The following is a 19,261-nucleotide window of genomic DNA, read 5'->3' as shown; positions in this document are numbered from 1 at the left end:
AGCGTAATTTACTTGCAATCAATAAATGCCTTTGGCATCAACAGGCAATTCCTTAACATGTTTAAGATAATTGGATGCGGATACTTCGTCCAGAGCGATTTGCAGTTTCTCAATCGAGATGAATGATTGAAAATCCACATAGGAGATGAGTCCGTTATAAATGTCCGATTCTTGGGGTGAGTTTATCCAAAGCTCTGCCAGTTGATTTGAAAATTGTCGTATCCCCTCATGTTCAGTTTTAACATAACAAACCATTCCTTGGAAATCGTCGTCACTGCCTAACCACATGTACGGAATATTTAACTGGCTTAACGCAACGCTCTCCAACAGGCCAAACAGTTCTCGATTGAACTTCTCCAAGGCTGGCGTTTCCACGTTAATATGCATTGCAGCCGCCGCATCGTACGATACCTTGTCAGCGTCTACGATCCCGCCAAAGCTCTTCTCTATTCGCGTTTTCAGCTTGCGGCCGTTCTTCTCGCGGGATTGGTTCAACGAGCTTCTTAAGTCTTCTGCCAATTGGGATAAAGACGCGAAGCATTCATCCGGGACCGTTTCAATTTCATCATTGGCACCGTGCAATACATGGGCGCTAGACTGTGAAATTGCGATAGGCCGCCACTCGTACGAAGCAGACTTCCGATTGGAGAAGCCATTCTGGCACTGCACGAGGACGAACGGATGGGGCAGATGCGTAAACTTCAATAATAATGCGCCTGTATACCTGATTTCTTTCTGAATAACAGCTTCAATGCGTTCTGCGTTTGTATGAAAAATAGCTTGCTCCGTATATTTATATTTCGAGATGACTTGATTGATTTGGTGCAAGCTTTCACTGGACAAATACGCAAGGGGAGCAATATGCGGAATTTTCTCATTCGTTTCATCCGGAGCATACATCCGTTGAACGCGCTGAACCATCTCTTTTTTGAGCAATTGTCCCGTCAACGTATCTGCCTGCACCTTTTGGCGGACATGCATTTTCGTATATTTCACTTTTTCTACGACGGATTTAACGCCAAGCTCGGTAATGCTCATTTCCGCAACGTGGCCGTAGCCTCGTAAAATATTAATCATTTGCGCAGTGTAATTCAACGGCAAACCAAGCACATCGCAAATTTGCTCCGGCTCATTAAGTCCCGCATAAATCAAAGAAAGCACAGCATGTTCAATCGTATCGAATTCTTCCCCTGCGCTCTCCAGCACCTCCAGCTCCAATAACGCGATCGGATAGAAAAGCTTGGAGCAAAGCTCCACTTTTCCTGCCTGGAAAAACTGCGGATAATGCCGATAAAAGTTTTTCATGATCATTTCGACATGAAGAGGAGCTTTATTGACAAATGATAAACTCGTGCCCGTCTTACTCATTTCACACCCCTCGACGCATTTTCCGGCAATCCTTGCAGTTGCTGCGAAAGGACAAGCTCTGCGTTTCCTTGTTGCGCGGCTTCAAGCATCAGCTTCATGAAATCGGCAAATTCTTTTTCGCTTGTGCCGGGCAGAGGGTTGCCCTCTTCATCCGTAAGCGAATGCCCTCTTTCATCCTTCGCCTGATATTCGCATGTCAGCAGAAAATCAACGTCGCCGACAAAAACAAGCTGCTGCTGGCATCTTGAAAGAGCCACATTCAATCTTCGAAGCTCTTTTAAGAAACCGAGCCTTTCGGCTGTTGGCGGCTTGTCATTGCTTCGGGTGCAGCTATAAATAATAATCGGACGCTCCTGTCCCTGAAAGCTGTCTAATGATGCAACAAGCTCATTGACGTCATGAACCGAAAGCTCTGGCATTCGCTCCAACACCTTTTTCCGCACATAATTCACTTGATATTTATATGGAGTAATCACTCCGATCTCAGATGGCAAGAAGCATCTTCCGCCAATCGTAAAGTCGGAGCTTTTAGGATTCAACGTTTCCGGATTTATCGTCTGGAGCGCTTCTCTCAACAAATGAATGACTTGCTCCGCTTCATAGACGTTATAGTAGCCTCCGCCAGGCACCTTTACCTCATGTCTCCGAGCGTAATCAGAAGTGGAAACGATGGCAAACGCGCTCTTAAAAAGCGAAGGCAACGCAGAGTTCATACTTCTTTTGCCCTCAAACGATTTATACTTCCCCTCGTAAAACCATTCGGACAAAATATCAGCGATTTCCCCTGGCATTCGGTATTGGGTATCGAGCAATATTTTGTTAGACTCCGGGAATCGGTTGTATAAGTATTCAAACAGGCTGGTGTTAAGCAGCTCGGTGCTGGTGCCCGTCTCTACACAGCGGGCCTCAACTCCGGCATCCTTCATCGGAGGAATCTGCAGATGATCGCCAAGCATAATCACTTTCGGCGAACGGCTCATCGGCACAATGGCATTGTGAATTTGAATTTGTCCCGCTTCGTCAATAATCGTAACGTCGAATTCAATATCCATAAACCGCGGCTGGCTGTTAATTCCGATACAAGTAGCGCCTACGAGATTAACGGAATCAAGCAATACTTGGGCCAGTGCGTTATTTTGCTTTTGCGCGAGATATCCGTTCCAGCTGCTGACCGCTTCCCGGGTCCATTCGATCTTATCGTTTAGATCTGCGCATTGCTGGCGTATGTACCCAATCGAGGCTGGCCTTAACAAGTCCGTCGCAGCTTCCTTAAATTCCGGAAGGCTAAGCGCTGGCAGAAAACTGTTGAACTGAGGAACCTCGAGCAGCAATTGCGCATACGCCTCGCATTGGTTCTTCAGCTCCATCCAGCTCTCCTTGGCCGAAAGAAAGGCCGGTTCAGCCAGCTGCTCCTTCATTTTTTTGTACAATCTATTATACTCATCTGCTAATCTCGCTTCTTCAGCAATAAGAGAATGGTATTGTTCATGTCCCTTCTGTATCCTTCGTTTGTTTAACTGATGGATCGGATACCGAAGCACCTTCATTAGCTTGCCTGACTCTTGATAGCTGCGATAATCCCGCAAGAAGCTCTGGATCGTTTGCAGCAGGCTTTCAGCTTGAGCAGCAGTATCTTGATACTGCCCGTGTACGCTGCGCAACGGCTGTATTGTGCTCTCCGTGATCGAGCTGTAAACTTCCAGGACTTGCCTGTCAACAGCATCGTACTGCTGCCAACTGCGCTCTCCGCGTTCCGCGTGCTCTTCATATTGCTTAATTTTCAACTCATCATCGTGCAAAAAGCGTAGATGCTTTTCACAGGATCTCGTAATGTTTTGCTGCAATTCAATCGCTTTGCGCTCGAACATGAATGGATGAATATTGCTCTGAACCTTCTCTTCACTGCCGATGCGGATCGTCTCGATGTCTTTCTCTTTAGCCAGCCTCTCCAGCACGTTATCGACCGCTTTATTGTTCTGAGACGAAATGAGCACACGCTTGCCTTCCTTGACAAAATGCTTGACCCACTCGAGTATAACCGTCGTCTTGCCCGTTCCTGGAGGACCTAGTACCAATAACGCTTCTCTAGCTTGAATTCCTTTTACGATGGCGTCAATCTGGCTTGCATTTGGCGGATATTTTCGCTCCTGCAACTGTTGAAGAAGTTTGGATACATCCTGCTCTTCAAAAGACAGTATCGAATGATCGCGCAGCAAATAGTCGAAGTACTCGGCGCGGCTTGTCCCGTTCTTTATACTGTCAATGACCGTTTGTCTGACTTGCTTTTGCACAGGGTTGTATTCGAGCCATATGTCCCCTGCAGGAGGAACCTCGCGTATATCAAACTTATCGTCAAATAAGATGGTCATTTGGGCAGGCGCGTTCTCCGCTTGAATATCGACAACGCCTCCCGCGAAGCCTTCGCCTAGAAGCGAGTTCACTTTAACCCGGCTTCCTTTTTTATATTTATTTTTATCAAAACCGGTTACATCGAATGTGTAGGCAAGCTTCTCCACGCGCGTATGGTCGGAGTTAGCCGTCATTCGGAAATAGCCTAGTTGAGCGCTTGACAGCGCTTCTGCCTGCTGGATTTCATCCTCGGCCTCATTATAAAACTGCGCAATATCGAGCAATTGTTCTAGCTTCTCGATACCATCGTCGTCGTGCATGACAGAGTCCGTGGCTTCGCTGCCTTCGCCGTCTCCCCGCTCGTCACCCGATAGAAATTGAATCAGCTTCGGCCTTATGTGCGCGAAGGAAGCTCGCGCAAAGTCACGCTCCAAAGGCGAGTTACTTGTATAGATTTGATGATCCTTCCATAGGATCGCCCCGTGTTCCGTTTTTAACTTCATAGCGCTTCTTATGAATTGATTTTGAATGCGGACAGTCTTGGGCGAAATATGTTTGATCGTAAAACAATCCGCGTTGATCGCACAATTTAAGACAGCCTTGTCGAGCAAGATTTGAATGTTTCCGTGTTTATCTTTCATCACAAGAAACAAACGGTTGTTTTGCAAATTATAAATAAAGTCATTCCACAATAGGCCGCTTGCCGAGAAGCTGTTAATGAAGTTCGATGTGCACACAAACGGAACGCAGCGATCGAAATTTAACGTTTCATCTTCTTGATACAGGTAAATTTGCTTGTCCAGCATTCGACAGCACCTCCTCAATGGAAGCTAACGGTTGATGCGCGGCTTGGAGCGTTTCGGGCAAAGCCTTTCCGTGTTTATCAAGGAGATGCTGCCCCAAATGAAAGGTATCAATAGCTATGATTTCGTTGTTGCGCGCCACCACTTGCTCTCATCCCCCTTTTCGTTTGAAGCAACGCTTGCTTCAGCTGCCACATATCCTTGAAACGATGCAACGGATTCAGCTTCAGGCAAGTCATAATGACATCATTCAATTCCGGCGAGAGCTCCGGCCGCTTGTCTATTGCGGAGACGAAAAACTTCCATTCATCCGCGCCTCTCCGATAGGAGTAATCCTCTCCTCTGACCGGGGGCTTGCCTGTGACAAACTCATACAGGATCACGCCTAATGAAAACATATCAATAGCGTTCAAGCCGATTTGACGCATTCCTTCCGTCTGCTCGGGGGCACGGTAGAGGTCTGTTCCCTCTCCTTTGAACGGCACAGAAGTAGAAATGTTGAAATCGATAATAAAAACCTGATTATCCTTGACCATTATATTTTCCGGCTTTAAATCTCTGTGCTGAAACCTCTTCTTATGAAGCTGAAGCAGGACGTCGCATATTTTGATCATCGTATCAATAGCGGCATCGACTGGAAGCGAAGATTCCATATACTTTCTAAGCGTCACGCCGCCGTCTATATATTGCATGATCAAATAATACATTTCGTTTGCCCGGTCATAGTGGGTGTTATATAGCGCGGGAATTTGCGTCGTCACATTCGACAGCGTATGAATGACATTCGCTTCCGCCTGCGCGCGGGCCAGATCCTTGTACTGGACGTGAACCTTTTTGACGCCAACGGTTCGCTTATCTGTATCATCAAACGCTTCGTAAAACCAGCTTTGTGTATTTTCGTTGCTATAGACCGTTCTTTTGAACATATAATTGTAGCTTTTGCTAAACGCCAAATCATGCATGCCGTGCGGCCTCCTGCTGAATGAATGGTTTGACCTCATGTATAGCCGGCCTTTCGGCGGCAACGTCGGACAGCATATCATGAATCGATTCGATGAAAGGCTTGCTTATTCCAGATTTAATCAATTTGTCGGGATTGAGTTCCCCTTGGACGGGAAGTCCAAACATATAAAGGATAATGACGCCCAATGAATAAATGTCTGCGCTTGGCCAATTCTTATCCATATTTTCATTCGATAATATCGGAGCGGTATACGGACTCTTTCTTCCAATGACCTTGTCTTGAACCGTGCCATGCAGAGAGTTTTCCAGCTTCGAGTATTCGAAGTTGCATATTTGAGGCTTTCTATTGGCTCCGATATAAATACTGGACGGACACAAGAAGCGATGGATAATTGGCGTACTGTTCGTATGAAGCTCCTCGATCCCGTTTGCTATACCTTCAATGATTTGAAGACGCTCTTTGACAGACAGCTGGCCTAGCGGATAATGGTCCAGGCTTACCGCATCGCGGTTAATTTCAAAGCAAGTAAATAACAGCTCGTTTTGCTTCTGTACGTTCACCCGAATGTACTTCACTACATTTTGCGAAGCCAAGCTGCCTTGAGAAAGCTTCTCCAGTGTATACATATCTCTTAATATGAACGTTTTATCCTGCTCCAGTTGCGCCCTTGTATATTGACGAACCATATAGTACATTTCATTGCTCGTTTCTTCGTTCACGATTTTGCAACGGAGCTTTAATTGGCACGCTTCATCTTGCTCAGCCGGAATGACCGTTTCAGGAATCATGCTGTCGATCGGAATGAGATTCTCATCGAATGGCGGCATCTCCTTATATTTGGCTGCAAAAAATTGCCGGAGAAGCTCATGCATCGCTTTTATTTGCGCGATAGCTTGGCCAGTTGACACAGGTCCGTCTAATTCGACGTCACGGTCTTCGCCCTTATATTCGACATGAGCGGAATCGTTGCCCAGACGTCTAATTTTGTTCATTGCCTTTTTCTGCACAGGGGTGAAAATCTGTAATTCGTCGGCGGTTTTTTTGATCATTTGATAGATACTCGGATACGCCGATTTATAAGGATTTTCTTCGAGCGTAAATTGGATGTTCCTCAGCCTGCATTCCCGCTGCAAAAAAAACTCCAACGCTCTTCGCGTCTCCAGCATCGAGTTGTTTGGAAACGTTTTGGAGAACTGTTCGGCATAACTGCATTTATTGTACAGTTCCTCATTCTCGGTCAATAGAAATTGGAAGTTAATCGACATGTGAAGCCTCCCGAAAATTCGCTCTATAAAAGGTAAAGAGACCAAAAATTCGGTCTCTCCATCTATCAATCAAATTTTAGCGTAATAGTCCGCGCCAAGATCCTGCAGCCGGCCAATGCGGTCATGGGTCTGGGGATGGGAGGAATGAAGCGCTCTCCACAGTCCGACTTGAGAAGGCTGATAGCCTGTCAGCTTGTCCAGCGCCGACGCCAACTGCTTGCCGTAACCAATTTCTAAAGCAAATTTATCCGCTTCGAATTCATTGTTGCGGCTGGAGGTCAATACTAGAAGTATTCCGATTTTGGTCCACACCCACATCAAGCCCGCTAGCATGCCATCGAACAGAAGAGCAATCCATGCCCTTCTGCTTGCCATAGCGACTACAATCATGGATACAAAACGGATAAAAACAAAGATGCAAGTAATAATCAAATTGCCGACCGAAATGATGAGCAGCATATCGGTATCCTTGTGCGACAAATGGGCAAATTCATGCGCCAGAATAGCTTCAATTTCTTCATCGGGCAGAGCAAGAAGTCCTAGCGTCACACATACCGTTCTTCTGCCGGTAGCAAATGCATTAGGCGACTCGTCATAATTAATAAACAAACGAATATTGGCTGGAAGAGATGGGTCTTTGGCCTTAGCCTTCTCGTACACTTTATTGAACAAAGGATCAATGCGATCGCGAAATTCTTTGCGGGTAATTGGCTTTGAGCCTGTCTGCACGCGAAGAATGTACTCTCCCAAAGGAGACAATGCTACTGCCAGTGAACCGACATAAATGGCAAGCACGATAACGAAGCCTTTGACGTCAGACGCGCCGAACAACAAGAACAAAAGCAATAGATTCAAAATCAAATATACGACTACGCCCCAATTATTTTTTCGAAATAATCTTTTGAAAAAATCGACTACGTACAATACCATCATCCTCCTGGTGTCATTTTCCTACTCTGAATTCGACACTATATCCCATTATCCTCCAAAAGTCTTAATAATTTTGGGATATTTTCGGTAGTCAGGACCTACAGTAATAGATGATATAGAAGATGCAATCCCTTTAAAACAAAACTGCCGCATCAATAACCGGCTCCATAAGTCATGACCCGACATTCTGCTGCCAAACCACGCGATATCGTAATCCAAAATCACTTCATCCAGCCAACGCTCATACCAGTCCAGCATATTGTCTTCATAAACAAAGAAAAAGGGATGATCCGGATAAAAACCCGATGAGTATACAATTCTCCCTTTGCGCTCCCCTTCAATTACAAGATACATATCATACTCGCAGCCTTGCCTGCCAATGCACAGCATGCCGCCCAGCACCTTATTATGGACTTCGTCGTATTCCGCGTCGGAAATGTCCTCATCACTGATATATTCCGTAATACGGCCCCGCGCCGCCATTTCCGACTTTCGTTAAAAACTGCGTATAAGGCTCAGGGAGTGTAACCTGAATTTTTGCTTGCCAGTCCGCAAGCTCTTTGGCTGTAAGCTAATCCTTGACCTTATATTTGTGTGAGGACGAACCAAACACCAAAAAATCCGCATCTTTGCGCATAGCCATTTTGAGTTTGTTTTTTATTCGATCTAGCTGCGTTTCTTTCTTCCAAAACAATCGATCCCCTCCTTGTTGATCAAAGCCTGGCTATTGACGAAGGATATCCGCTCCGCCGTAAAATCGTCGCCGCCAATCAATGCCGTATATGAATTAAAGGTGTTGTACAATTCACCGTTCGAATAAGCCTTTAGCGCATAATCGTCGTATGTAACGATCGTCTCATCAGCGCTCTCGCCAACCAATCGAATCGACGGCTTCTCGATATGCAGATGGTTGTCGCCTTCGCGCGGCCCTCAGGCACAGCGTCCACAGCTTCTCGAATTGTCGCATAGTCGCCGCTGCCATCTGCGGCTACTACGATTCTCTCTCTCATTTCATCTAGCCGAATGTCTCCTGCATCTATCTTCTTCGTTCTATCATCGTCGCTCTAGAATTGAAAGAGGCTAGTCTCATTGCTCTCCTTCGCTGTCCTCGAAATCGGACTCCGAATCCGCTTCCGTATCTTCCTCTCCGGCAGCCAGCGGCCTTTTCTGCGACGGCGTGCGCAGCTCCTTGCCGGCCCGTCTGCATGCAAAGAAAATAGCTAGCATGGCTATCAATGACAGCAGCGTCACAAATACCAGCCAGAGCCTAAGTGTTGGCGAGAAATTCAACAGAAACGGCATCATCACAAGCAATGCTCCCGAGGTGAGGTTGAAAAAAAGTCTGCGTCCTGCTATAGCCGCCGCAAAGCTATGTTTTCTACATTCTTTGGCATGCCGCTCCATTGCCGTCAAGAAGAAATGGAACAGCAATAACAGCAGCAGCATCACCGCTCCGCCATATACGAATGACGGAATCGAGACGTTCGTTGTATTGGAGGTCAGGCTGATCGTTCCTTGCCACAATGGCAGCAATTCGCTGGCTGATGCAATCGTAAGCAGAATAGCGAAAGGCTTCGCTCTGCCATATTCTTTTCGCCGCGCTTCAAGCACGTGAATAGCGCTCCACAGCAAGGCGTAGCCGATCACGTCAGGCAGCAGATCAAAGTAACCAAAGCGAAAATCCAGCATCGTGAAAATAATGCCCCAGCCCATTCGGTAAAATGCTGCCGTCATGGCAAATCACCGCCTTTCCTCAGCTTCACATAACGACGCAAATCCTTATCATAAAGCTCCGGCTGCAGTATAAAATGGTTAATGCCGCTTCCCTCTTTCCCGCTCTCTTGATAGGAAAATCTAATCGTATAAGCGTCAAAGCGGCGAACATCTTTATCAGGAAAACGAAGGCTGTAATTCAACATTAGGCCTTCTCCTTTTTTCACTAACAACGGAAACACACCGGATTCGCCGGCATTTTTGCCATTAACATTTAGGTTCATCACATCAGAAAGACGGTCGCTATTGCTGTAATAGGCGTCTTGAATCGTAATATCCCGGTCAGCGGTATAACTTGCTGATCCGTCTCCGTTCGACGAACCACTCCCGAAATTCTGTTTAAATGTACGATTTTCAACATCGTCAGGATAAACGACGATCTTCCCGACTGAAATCGTATCAGACTCTCCGTTCGAATAATATACCTTCACTTCATCAATGGAGAGCGGCTCTTCCATCTTCTGTAGCTCCTCGAGCATATTCGGCGCGATCATCGCCGATTTTAATACCAGCCGGCCGTATTCCGATTTCACCATATTATTTTGAACGTATAACGGTTGGCCGTTCGGCAGCTCGAATTGATAAACATCACGGTTATTGTCTTTATTTACGATGTAATAGATTTCGGAATTAACGAGCAAGGAAACAGGCATCTCATAATAATGGCGCAGAAAAAGCGGTTTTTCGATTTTTTGCGTACCATAAAACAATAGATTCCCTGCCCATGATATTGCAATTACGAGCAGGAATAGCGGCAAGCCGTATTTTTGCAAAGGCATTCTCCCCCTCAGGCGGTGTTTCGTCATTGAGGCCAACATGCGATGTTCATTCTTATTTAGACGAATGATACCCGGGTTGGTTGCGAAAAACGAACAATAAATTCCGAAAAGTGGAAATTTTATTTATAGACCCTTTACTTTCGAGGAAAGCTGTGCTACCTTATTTCTACCGATATAGAAATACGATGAACTGCAGCAAAGGTGATGAATATGGCAGAAGAAAACGCGGAATTGCGGCAAGCCGTCAAAGTGTATAAAGCGCTTGGGGAACCGACCCGGATTAAGATCGCCCTCCTGCTGACAGAGGAGCAGAATTTATGCTGCTCGGACATTAGCGGCAAGCTGGAATCGGTGGCGGGATCGACGCTTTCCCATCATTTGAAGCAGCTGACGGAATGCGGGCTGCTCAATATGCGCAAGGACGGCACTTATATCTACTATAGCGTCAATCGTGAGCTTGCAGAAAAATATGCTCCATATTTATTGGAGTAATTTTTTTCGGTTGTTATTTCTATATATTTAGAAATATAAAAATATTATGGAGTGGAGAGGAGCTGTACCCTCATGTCTCATGCTTGGAAAATTTATACGCTGGCGATTATCAGCTTTCTTGTCGGTACGTCAGAGTTTATTATCGCGGGGATTTTGGATCGGGTGGCGGAGGATCTCGGCGTATCGGTATCAGCAGCAGGCCAGCTGATTACCGTGTTCTCGATTGCCTATGCGTTCGGAACGCCGCTTCTTATTGCGTTAACCGCACGCATGGAGCGCAGGAAGCTGCTGCAATATTCGCTTGCCGTCTTTGCCATTGCCAATATCATTGCAGCCTTACTGCCAGGATATGAATTTCTCGTCATCTCCAGAATCATTTTGGCGTTAAGCGCCGGCGTATTTGTCGTCACTTCGCTGACTGTCGTCTCCGCGCTTGCTCCGGCGGAAAAGCAAGGCAGCGCCATCGCTACCGTCGTCATGGGCTTCAGCGCCGCCTTAATCGTCGGCGTACCGCTCGGCAGGGTCATCGCCTCGGTCTACGACTGGAAAATGATTTTCGGCGGGATCGGCGCACTCTCCATTCTTGCCATTGTCGCCATCGCCTTCCTCATTCCGGTATTAAAAGGCGAAGATCCGATTCCGATGCGGGCGCAGCTTCGGCTGTTTAAGGAGCCGCGCATAGCAACCGCTCTCGCGGTCACTTTTTTCTGGATCGGCGGCTATTCCATCACCTACACGTACATTTCGCCATTCCTTCTCGAAGTGACGGGCATGAGCGAGCAAGCCGTCAGCACGGGGCTATTCGCCTTCGGTATCGCCAGCCTTGTCGGCTCGAAGCTCGGCGGATTCAGCACGGACAAAATCGGCGCGCCGCGCACGCTGCTCGCCGGAATGGCGCTGCAAATCGCGACGCTGCTGCTGATGGCTTTCGCCGGCCACTCTGTTGCCGCCATGTTCCCGCTGCTCATTCTTTGGGCATTCGCCGCTTGGTCATCCGGCCCTACGCAGCAATATTATTTGATCAGCCTGGCCCCGGGCGCTTCCAGCATCATGCTTAGCTTGAACAGCTCCGTGCTGCAGCTCGGCATGGCAGCCGGCGCCGGACTCGGAGGATTGGCTGTCGAAGGCGGTTCGCTTCATGCCGTCAGCTGGATCGGTGCGCTTGGCGTAGCCGTTGCCGTGAGCACCGCGGTCTATGCGTTCCGGCTCTCCAGCTCCCACGCCAAACGCAATGAGACCGCGGCTAAGGAGAGCGCTCGTTTAGCTAAAACAAGCGCTTAACGCGTGATACCCAAGCTACAGCTAAACAACCGTACCCGTCGGAACAGCACGCTTCACTTCATCCCATACGGAGCTCGGAAATTCACGACGCAGCACGGGAGCAACTTCCGTTGCGAACCGCTCCACCTGCTCGCGCTGCTCGCTTTCCGTGAGTCCGTCCACGCTGATGCTCAGCACTTGATTACCGAACGCCTCGTGGTAGTTTACTATTTTTTCGATTACACTATCGGGACTCCCTACGAGCGCGGGGCCGTTCGCAATCGTATCTTCAAGCGTTTTGAAAGGCGAGTTGTTATGCTGCGCGGCATCGGTCGCATGGAAAGCATCGTAATATGGACGGAACCGTCGAATCGCTTCCTCTTTTGTATTCGCCAAATAGAGGCTGCCCGCGCCGGAGCCGACTAACGCTTTGTTCGGATCGTGCCCGTAGTGCTCGAGCCGTTCGCGGTAATGGTCAATGAGCGCTTTATATTTGGCCTGCGGATGGAACGTATTGGAGGAAAAAATAGGTTCGCCGTACTTTGCCGCAAGCTCGGTCGACAGCGTGCTCGACGCGCTGCCGTGCCAGATCGGAATCGAGGACTGGAACGGGCGCGGATAAGTCGTGACGCCTTCCAGTGCCGGACGGTACTTGCCCTGCCAGGTAACGTTCTCTTCCTCCCATAGCTGCTTCAGAAGATGGTACCGTTCGGCCAGCGACTCCCACTGTTCATCCTCGCTAATGCCGAACAGCGGATAATGGCGCGGGTCGTTGCCTTTACCGATAATAAGCTCAAGCCTTCCGCCTGAGAGATGGTCCAGCGTCGCATAATCCTCTGCGACGCGGACCGGATCGAGCACACTCAGCACCGTTACGGTCGTCAGCAGTCGAATGCGCGAGGTGCGGGCAGCAATAGCCGTCAGCATGACCGGCGGTGATGAAGAAAGGAATGGCGCTCCGTGCCTCTCGCCGACACCGTAAGCTTCGAAGCCAAGCTTCTCGGCGAGCACGGCCTGATTTAATACATTTTGGATTTTTTGCTGCGGCGTCAGCGTCTCCCCCGTCACAGCATTCGGTACATTCATAATCAAGCTGAACAATGCAAATTTCATGCAGCTTCGTCTCCTCGCAGCACAGTTTCCATTAATTTGAACTATTCTAGCACGGCCTTCGTGCTGGCGGCAATGCAATTCACACAATTCCTACTATAATAGTATTCTATATGGCGATCGAAAAATTGAATATGCGCTAAAAAGCCGCAGCTGCTGGAGCTGGAACCTTCGTTCCGATACGTATCTGCGGCTTTTTGATTGTTGTGCAGTTTGTAGCTTGGCACGTGGCTTAAGATGTCGCTTGGGATGTCACTTGCGTTACCGAGGCTGCTCGCCTACTCGACGTCACACTCCCGGTATTAGGTACATTTGCACCTAAAATCATCCGTACACTGCTGCTTCGACGCTTTTTAGGCACATTTGTGCCTAAAATCACCCGCACACTGAGAATGGCGAGCGGTTCATAAGCAAGAAGAGCTTCAGCTGAAATCAGCTGAAGCTCTTCTTTTGCGTTATTTAGCGGCAGCGGCCAAGCCCAGCGCGATCGCGCCGCTCAGTCCGGCGTTGTCGCCGAGTCCCGGAGGCACGATGTAGCTGTCGAGTCCGTTTACGATCGGATCGGCGCTGACATAGCCATTGAGCTGCTTGCGCACTTCATCGCGAATCATCGGGAACAGCTGCCGCTGATGCATAACGCCGCCGCCGAGAATAATCTTTTTCGGCGACAGCATTAGAATCGCGCTGCTCACAGCTTGTCCGATATAAAAGGCTTCCATAGCCCAAGCCGGATGGTCGGCCGGGAGCTCGCTCCCCTTCATGCTCCAGCGCTTCTCAATTGCCGGTCCTGCCGCCATGCCTTCCAGACAGTCGCCATGATACGGGCAGAAGCCTTCGTACGTGTCGTCCTTATGGCGTCTAGTCAGCACATGTCCGCCTTCCGGGTGAACGAGTCCGTGCACCAGCTTGCCCTCGCTGTATATGCCAACGCCGACTCCCGTGCCGATTGTATAATAAACGCAGCTGTCGAGCCCTTTCGCCGCGCCCCATTTTGCCTCGCCAAACGCCGCCGCGTTCACATCGGTATCCCAGCCGAACGGGACATCGAACTTGCGCTTTAACGTCCCCAGAAAATCAAAGCCCGACCAGTGCGGCTTCGGAGTTGTCGTCACATGCCCGTAAGTCGGGCTTGAAGGATCAATATCGATCGGGCCAAATGTGCCGATGCCGATTGCCTCAACCCCCTTACCCTCGAAATAAGCAATCACATTGGCCATCGTCGCCTCCGGATGCTCGGTCGGAAAGCTTACGCGTTCCTCGATTTCTCCATTTTCATTGCCTATGCCGCAGACAAATTTCGTTCCGCCCGCTTCAATGGCTCCAATACGCATCTTCAGTCAACTCCTTACGTCAGCATCTTTGAATGGAGTTCTAAGCCACTCCTTGTTACATCAGAATTACCATTCTATTTACTATCAGCTACAGCCCGTAAAAAAGCAACCGCTAGTATACGCCGAGCCATGTCTGTCTAAAGCCGGTAAACATAAGGGTCTTTCGGCGCTTCGATCCGCGTCCACGAGGTCACCTGCAGCACCGGAATCGTCTGCTTAAACGGCTGGTAAAACTCCCACGTCAGCTTGCCGGTCACATTCACCCAATCGTTATCCTGCAGCTCCGTATTTTTCGGGAAATCGACCAGCATCCCGAACACGCCGGAATCGGCGACGCAATGAATAAAGCCGAAGCGAAAAACGAAGAAATGGTCGCCGTCGACTTGTTCTCCTTTATAGGCGAACCCGTCAAAGCTGATCGTCGAGCCTATAAATTCGCCTGGATTGTTATATAACGCCTCCATTCCCTTCAAGTAATTGTCGTCCGTCAGCTTAATATTGCCCATGCCGGCAAACTCCGCAAGCTCTTTCTCCTTCTGCTTCTCGTATCCGGCTTTTCCGTAAAAAATGCTCGTATCCGGTTTCAGAAACTGGTGCTGGCCGGGATTTTTTTCCGCATCCTCGAAGGTTGGAAACGAGAAGCCCTTGGCTTTAACAAAGCTTGAATCGAGCGTTTGAACGGGCAGAAAAATGCCTGTCGCGATCGGCACGATTAGAATCAGGTAGCCGATCGCTCTCTTCCAGCGCGAAACCGGTTCATGGCTATGGCCGAAGCCGCCATCATCATGGCCATGATGATGGTGATGATGGCGGTCATGTTTGTCGCGGTGACCATGATGATCATGCACAGTGTCATGGCAGCAGCTCTGTATATGTCCGCCGCCCCTGCGCGCATCGGCATCGGCATTGTCAGCAAGCTGAACAGCACCCGCGAGCGCTCCCGCTTCCTTCTCCACTTTCCGTTTCAGCTCGGCGCTTTCCTGCCGGTAAATCCGCACGAACTCGACAACCGCCAGTACGGAAAGCAGCACGATGGCGCCAATTGATAGATATGCGTATTTCATATTGATATATTTGTTCAGATCGCCGCTGCGATGCATGAGGGCGAACATGAGAATAAAGCCGATTAGAATAAATAAACGGATCATGTTAACCGAACAACCTCCCAACGAGCAGCGAGCCTAACAGCGTGAACACCGTCACCAGGGCAATGAGCGTCGCCACAAATTTGCCGCGAAACGTACCTAGCAGCATCAGCGTGTTTTTAATGTCGATCATCGGACCAAAGACGAGAAAAGCGGAAAGCGAGCCGACCGAAAACGTGCTGCGGAATGAAGCTGCGATAAACGCATCCGCTTCCGAGCAGAGCGACATCGTGAACGCCAGAGCGATCATGATTAATGAAGCGGTGAGCGGATTGCTGCCATAATGAAGCAGCGTCGACGTCGGGATAAACGTCTGCATGCAAGAAGCGATAAATGCGCCAAGCACCAAATATTTGCCGACCGAGAAAAACTCCTCTACCGCATGATGCAGCACATCCATCATTTGATGTTTGAGCGGCACCCGAGGCTTTTCAGCATAGGCAAGGGACGGGGCTGATTCTGCGGCAGCCGCTGCCTGCTGTCCAACTGCCGTCTGGCGGAATGGCAGCACCGGGAACAGGATGCCGACGATGATCGATACGGCAAGCGCGACGGCGATTGCCATCCCGGCCCGAATGCCGACCATCTGCCAGTCGTTGCCGAAAGCGATATACGTCGAGAACAGCACGATCGGATTAATAATCGGGCCGGTCAGCATAAACGCGATGCCGGCGTTAAGCGGCACGCCTTTTTTCAACAGCCGCCTCGTAATCGGCACAATGCCGCATTCGCAGGACGGGAACAGAATGCCGATGCCGCATCCGAACAACGACGCGAGAACGCGGTTTTTCGGCATCATGCGGGCGATCCATTTTTCCGTCACAAAAATTTGAATAAACCCCGAGATGAGAACGCCAAGCAGCACAAACGGAATAGCTTCCATAATCATGCTCAAAAAAATCGTATTTAATTGCAGTATCGTTTTCATCAACAGCCTCCGTCGCTTGCCTCGCCCAATCTAAATCTATCGCTTATTATAGCAAAAAAAATGACAAGCCAATTAAAATATCATTGGCTTGCCATCTTCATTACTTTCCAATATTAAAGTCATTCGTGAAAGCGCCCCATCATAATTGACGGATCAATTAATGCCTCGCCCTTTTCTCTGTCCAAATTTTCAGTCTCACCGTCAATTTGCAGTCGAATTGCAGACAATTCTTCCGCATCCTTGTTCGTTGCAGATCTAATCGTATAGCTCATTCCATTAACATGATACTCTTTCCCTATTTTTTTCATTGTCTGCTCCAAACCTGTCGATTTAGTTTGTTGCTTTCAAATACTGCGGAGGCGACGCCTTTCTAATGAAAAACAATCCATCTAGCTGCTGATTCGGCACGATCAGCCGCTCAAAGCTCCCCGCTTCCAAAATAATCGTTTCCCTGCTGATCCATTTATTATCCGGCCCGATTTGCGCCTGACGCAGATCAAGAAAGCCGACTTCAGCCTCCTGCCGGTTCAACAGCTCTTCGAGGCTTCTCTTGCGCGGCTTCTGGATCGGATAAGGCTCGCCGCTGTTCGTAGCGGCTGTTCCTTCGTACATGAACAGTCCGATAAAATAAGATTGATCCACAATCTCTTTGGAAACGAGCGAGCCCATCGGCTTGAAGCCGATGAACGGTTTGAAGCTTTTGAACATATGGCCGTTATGCGCCCATACAATCACTTTTTCATTCGGGTAAATGGACGTTAGGAGCCATTCCAGATTTTCCGCCATCATTTGATCTCTGCGTTTGGCATAGGCTCTAAAGCTAAGCGTAAAACAATTCAGAAAGGCATCTAGATTGAGGAGAAAACGATCCAGCATCAGCATGGTTTGGCTGCTCGGCAAAGACTTTAGCTTTTCTCTTAACCGCGTTGCGGTTTCGATTGCCTGAGCTTTGCTCTTTTCAAATTGCTGCAGCAGCGCATCTGGCACTTGTTGGCGCTTGGCTCGATATTCCCCAATTCGGTAATACCACTCTATCGAGCGTTCCGTCAGCTCATGCAGCTCATCAACTGTGCCCTGATCAAGCCCGCCCTGCGATTGCAGCCACTGTCTCATAGGATGAGCTTTCGTGGACGGCTGAAAATCAAATCCCGCAAGCTCTAAATCCGATGATTTCAAATGCTCGAATAGCGGAAGATTCTCTTCCGTTCTCCACAGCGAGAAGATCGATTGATGCAGCATCTCTTCGGCAGTTAGCCGGCTTTTCAAGCCGTTGGCGCAAAAGCACTCACTAAGGCCGCTCTCAAAAGCTATAACTTTAAAATCCATTTCGGTATGTAGAAAGGAAACGAGCTTCGTTTTTAGCGTATTGTACTGAGATACGCCATGGCTGCTTTCGCCGATCCAAACGATACGCTTATCTCCGATATAGGAACGAAGCTGCTCAAAATCGACGTTGCCGCATGCCGAAGGCTCCGGAAACGGAATCGTATGATTTTGGATCCACTCCGTCTCTGTCGCATCGTCCCTGCGGAAGCTTTTGAATAGATTCATCGTTTATCCAACCTCCTTAGTCGTACTAGCCAATACGAAGGAAGTATGATAATGTTCCAAAATTTTCTAGAGACATATTCACCTACTGTGCTGTGCATATACAACTTGCGGCTGCGTGAACAGACCCGTGCACTCGAGCACTAGATACATATTTACGGCCCACTGCATCCGCATCCAAGCGCTTCGAACAGCCCTTGCCACTGAGCATGCGCTCCGAGCAACTCTTCCGCCATACACTCGATCCGAGAAACCTCAGCCACTATACATGCGCAGCGAAGCAGCTTCGCTGTTTTACGAAGCTAAATTCGTTATTTCATCCTCCCAACACACCTTAGCCCCCTGCAGCGAACCAAATTTCGCTAATAGCGAAATTGTGTTTTCGAGTAACGAAGCTAGGTTCGCTGTCTACTATTTTCTCACGTTTCCTCGCCTCTCGAGCGAAATTAGTTGCGCTATTTTGCGAATGAGGTTCGCAACCTTTTTACAGAGTTGCCCGTCTGAGTTCGTACAATCGACATACCATCTTGCCATCACCAAAGAAGGAGTCAACTTTATGCTAAAACGTACGATTGTTGGCCTGACACTTAGCGCTGCAATTCTGATAGGAGGCTCGAGCTTCTCGCTTCCCAATGCGAACGCAGAAGTGAATGAAGCCAAGCAGCCATTTGATCAAATTACAGCGTTTCAGAGTGAAGTCATTCCAATTATTGAAGAAGCGCTCATTAGACAATTTCCAGCCGAGTCGCGCATTTCCGATACAGAGACTGTCTCCGTCGTTTCCGAAGACTTCAGCAAACAAGCAACCTATTATTACGACAATGACAACATTAACGATTTGAAGGTCGTCTTTCTCATCGCGCAAGAGAACACGCCGCAAATGAAAGCGATCCGCGCGGAGCTTGAAGGGAAGCTTGGCGACAAGGTGCTGTTCAAGCAAGCGAGCCAAAACCCGTACGAGATGAGGCAGTTCTCCAAAAAAGTGGCCGATTGCGTCAGCATGTTTGAAATCGACTCGTATTCGGTCGGCTACGATGAGAAAAACGAAGAAGTGGTAGCAAAGGGAGATTTTACGGACGAGCAAGTTCGCCAATTGCGAGATAAATTCGGTTCGGATGCGCTGCGCATTGAAGTACAAGAGCTCCGTCATATACTTACACTTGAAGCCGGCGCTCCCCCGCCTTTCCAATAAGCGATCCACCCTAAAAACAAACAA

General features: G+C 48.6%; 18 protein-coding genes and 1 pseudogene. 3 read left to right on the top strand and 16 right to left on the bottom strand.

What is annotated here, in order from left to right; translation table 11 throughout:
- Positions 1-18 precede the first annotated feature (18 nt).
- From GOM71_RS04695 to GOM71_RS04655, 10 genes are all read right to left on the bottom strand, one after another.
- Positions 19-1,368: a hypothetical protein gene (locus GOM71_RS04695; RefSeq protein WP_156278604.1), complete on the bottom strand. Its 1,350-nt coding sequence runs from the start codon at positions 1,366-1,368 to the stop codon at positions 19-21.
- Positions 1,365-4,523 (bottom strand): DEAD/DEAH box helicase, encoded by a 3,159-nt coding sequence (locus GOM71_RS04690; RefSeq protein ID WP_156278603.1) that lies wholly within the window; start codon positions 4,521-4,523, stop codon positions 1,365-1,367. Before GOM71_RS04690 ends, GOM71_RS04695 begins: the two co-directional genes overlap by 4 nt.
- Before the next feature lie 107 nt (positions 4,524-4,630).
- Positions 4,631-5,482 carry a serine/threonine-protein kinase gene (locus tag GOM71_RS04685; protein ID WP_173275210.1) on the bottom strand — a complete coding sequence of 284 codons (852 nt, stop codon included), beginning with the start codon at positions 5,480-5,482 and terminating at the stop codon, positions 4,631-4,633.
- A complete protein-coding gene (locus tag GOM71_RS04680) occupies positions 5,475-6,749 on the bottom strand; it encodes a protein kinase domain-containing protein (RefSeq protein ID WP_156278601.1) in 1,275 nt (424 codons plus the stop codon). The genes GOM71_RS04685 and GOM71_RS04680 overlap by 8 nt, the downstream gene beginning before the upstream one ends.
- A gap of 69 nt (positions 6,750-6,818) precedes the next feature.
- Positions 6,819-7,673: a M48 family metalloprotease gene (locus tag GOM71_RS04675; protein WP_173275206.1), complete on the bottom strand. Its 855-nt coding sequence runs from the start codon at positions 7,671-7,673 to the stop codon at positions 6,819-6,821.
- A gap of 54 nt (positions 7,674-7,727) precedes the next feature.
- Positions 7,728-8,081: a hypothetical protein gene (locus tag GOM71_RS24315; protein WP_253944703.1), complete on the bottom strand. Its 354-nt coding sequence runs from the start codon at positions 8,079-8,081 to the stop codon at positions 7,728-7,730.
- Between the two features lie 264 nt (positions 8,082-8,345).
- A complete protein-coding gene (locus GOM71_RS24310) occupies positions 8,346-8,558 on the bottom strand; it encodes a hypothetical protein (protein ID WP_253944702.1) in 213 nt (70 codons plus the stop codon).
- Positions 8,504-8,689, bottom strand: coding sequence for a pectinesterase family protein (locus GOM71_RS24305; protein WP_253944701.1), 186 nt, complete (start codon positions 8,687-8,689; stop codon positions 8,504-8,506). The genes GOM71_RS24310 and GOM71_RS24305 overlap by 55 nt, the downstream gene beginning before the upstream one ends.
- A 76-nt stretch (positions 8,690-8,765) precedes the next feature.
- Positions 8,766-9,413 carry a hypothetical protein gene (locus tag GOM71_RS04660; protein WP_156278599.1) on the bottom strand — a complete coding sequence of 216 codons (648 nt, stop codon included), beginning with the start codon at positions 9,411-9,413 and terminating at the stop codon, positions 8,766-8,768.
- Positions 9,410-10,231, bottom strand: coding sequence for a hypothetical protein (locus GOM71_RS04655; protein ID WP_216651708.1), 822 nt, complete (start codon positions 10,229-10,231; stop codon positions 9,410-9,412). Before GOM71_RS04655 ends, GOM71_RS04660 begins: the two co-directional genes overlap by 4 nt.
- A 210-nt stretch (positions 10,232-10,441) precedes the next feature.
- Here GOM71_RS04655 and GOM71_RS04650 point away from each other — a divergent pair, with 210 nt between their 5' ends.
- Positions 10,442-10,723 carry an ArsR/SmtB family transcription factor gene (locus GOM71_RS04650; protein WP_156278597.1) on the top strand — a complete coding sequence of 94 codons (282 nt, stop codon included), beginning with the start codon at positions 10,442-10,444 and terminating at the stop codon, positions 10,721-10,723.
- A 72-nt stretch (positions 10,724-10,795) separates the two neighbouring features.
- Complete coding sequence (locus tag GOM71_RS04645) at positions 10,796-12,004, top strand: MFS transporter (RefSeq protein WP_156278596.1); 1,209 nt, start codon at positions 10,796-10,798, stop codon at positions 12,002-12,004.
- A gap of 21 nt (positions 12,005-12,025) precedes the next feature.
- Here GOM71_RS04645 and GOM71_RS04640 read toward each other — a convergent pair whose 3' ends face one another.
- The 6 genes and pseudogenes from GOM71_RS04640 to GOM71_RS04615 form a co-directional block, all read right to left on the bottom strand.
- Complete coding sequence (locus GOM71_RS04640) at positions 12,026-13,096, bottom strand: LLM class flavin-dependent oxidoreductase (protein WP_156278595.1); 1,071 nt, start codon at positions 13,094-13,096, stop codon at positions 12,026-12,028.
- Positions 13,097-13,548: 452 nt separating this feature from the next.
- Positions 13,549-14,424 (bottom strand): ROK family protein, encoded by an 876-nt coding sequence (locus GOM71_RS04635; RefSeq protein WP_156278594.1) that lies wholly within the window; start codon positions 14,422-14,424, stop codon positions 13,549-13,551.
- A 137-nt stretch (positions 14,425-14,561) separates the two neighbouring features.
- Positions 14,562-15,572, bottom strand: a complete 1,011-nt coding sequence (locus tag GOM71_RS04630; protein ID WP_156278593.1) for a TIGR03943 family putative permease subunit — start codon at positions 15,570-15,572, stop codon at positions 14,562-14,564.
- A 1-nt stretch (position 15,573) separates the two neighbouring features.
- Complete coding sequence (locus GOM71_RS04625) at positions 15,574-16,497, bottom strand: permease (RefSeq protein ID WP_156278592.1); 924 nt, start codon at positions 16,495-16,497, stop codon at positions 15,574-15,576.
- Between the two features lie 152 nt (positions 16,498-16,649).
- A pseudogene (locus GOM71_RS04620) lies at positions 16,650-16,805 on the bottom strand (GNAT family N-acetyltransferase); the annotation flags it as partial.
- Positions 16,806-16,827: 22 nt separating this feature from the next.
- Positions 16,828-18,048, bottom strand: a complete 1,221-nt coding sequence (locus GOM71_RS04615; RefSeq protein WP_156278591.1) for an erythromycin esterase family protein — start codon at positions 18,046-18,048, stop codon at positions 16,828-16,830.
- 553 nt (positions 18,049-18,601) lie between these two features.
- Between GOM71_RS04615 and GOM71_RS04610 the strand changes: the two genes are divergently transcribed.
- On the top strand, positions 18,602-19,237 hold the full coding sequence (locus GOM71_RS04610) for a hypothetical protein (RefSeq protein WP_156278590.1): 636 nt from the start codon (positions 18,602-18,604) through the stop codon (positions 19,235-19,237).
- The last annotated feature ends 24 nt before the right edge of the window (positions 19,238-19,261 follow it).

Source organism: Paenibacillus sp. NEAU-GSW1 (assembly GCF_009737085.1).
Lineage (GTDB): Bacteria > Bacillota > Bacilli > Paenibacillales > Paenibacillaceae > Pristimantibacillus.
The sequence above is the reverse complement of the archived record's forward strand: the minus strand, read 5'-3'. Positions and strand labels throughout refer to the sequence as shown.

Bases quoted from the DNA above. Each gene is read 5' to 3' on its own strand.
- GOM71_RS04630 (WP_156278593.1), bottom strand. From the start codon at position 15,572: ATGATCCGTTTATTTATTCTAATCGGCTTTATTCTCATGTTCGCCCTC.
- GOM71_RS04650 (WP_156278597.1), top strand. From the start codon at position 10,442: ATGGCAGAAGAAAACGCGGAATTGCGGCAAGCCGTCAAAGTGTATAAA.
- GOM71_RS04615 (WP_156278591.1), bottom strand. From the start codon at position 18,048: ATGAATCTATTCAAAAGCTTCCGCAGGGACGATGCGACAGAGACGGAG.
- GOM71_RS04610 (WP_156278590.1), top strand. From the start codon at position 18,602: ATGCTAAAACGTACGATTGTTGGCCTGACACTTAGCGCTGCAATTCTG.
- GOM71_RS04645 (WP_156278596.1), top strand. From the start codon at position 10,796: ATGTCTCATGCTTGGAAAATTTATACGCTGGCGATTATCAGCTTTCTT.
- GOM71_RS04690 (WP_156278603.1), bottom strand. From the start codon at position 4,523: ATGCTGGACAAGCAAATTTACCTGTATCAAGAAGATGAAACGTTAAAT.
- GOM71_RS24305 (WP_253944701.1), bottom strand. From the start codon at position 8,689: ATGAGAGAGAGAATCGTAGTAGCCGCAGATGGCAGCGGCGACTATGCG.
- GOM71_RS04635 (WP_156278594.1), bottom strand. From the start codon at position 14,424: ATGCGTATTGGAGCCATTGAAGCGGGCGGAACGAAATTTGTCTGCGGC.
- GOM71_RS04655 (WP_216651708.1), bottom strand. From the start codon at position 10,231: ATGCCTTTGCAAAAATACGGCTTGCCGCTATTCCTGCTCGTAATTGCA.
- GOM71_RS04640 (WP_156278595.1), bottom strand. From the start codon at position 13,096: ATGAAATTTGCATTGTTCAGCTTGATTATGAATGTACCGAATGCTGTG.
- GOM71_RS04680 (WP_156278601.1), bottom strand. From the start codon at position 6,749: ATGTCGATTAACTTCCAATTTCTATTGACCGAGAATGAGGAACTGTAC.
- GOM71_RS04695 (WP_156278604.1), bottom strand. From the start codon at position 1,368: ATGAGTAAGACGGGCACGAGTTTATCATTTGTCAATAAAGCTCCTCTT.
- GOM71_RS04625 (WP_156278592.1), bottom strand. From the start codon at position 16,497: ATGAAAACGATACTGCAATTAAATACGATTTTTTTGAGCATGATTATG.
- GOM71_RS04685 (WP_173275210.1), bottom strand. From the start codon at position 5,482: ATGCATGATTTGGCGTTTAGCAAAAGCTACAATTATATGTTCAAAAGA.
- GOM71_RS04660 (WP_156278599.1), bottom strand. From the start codon at position 9,413: ATGACGGCAGCATTTTACCGAATGGGCTGGGGCATTATTTTCACGATG.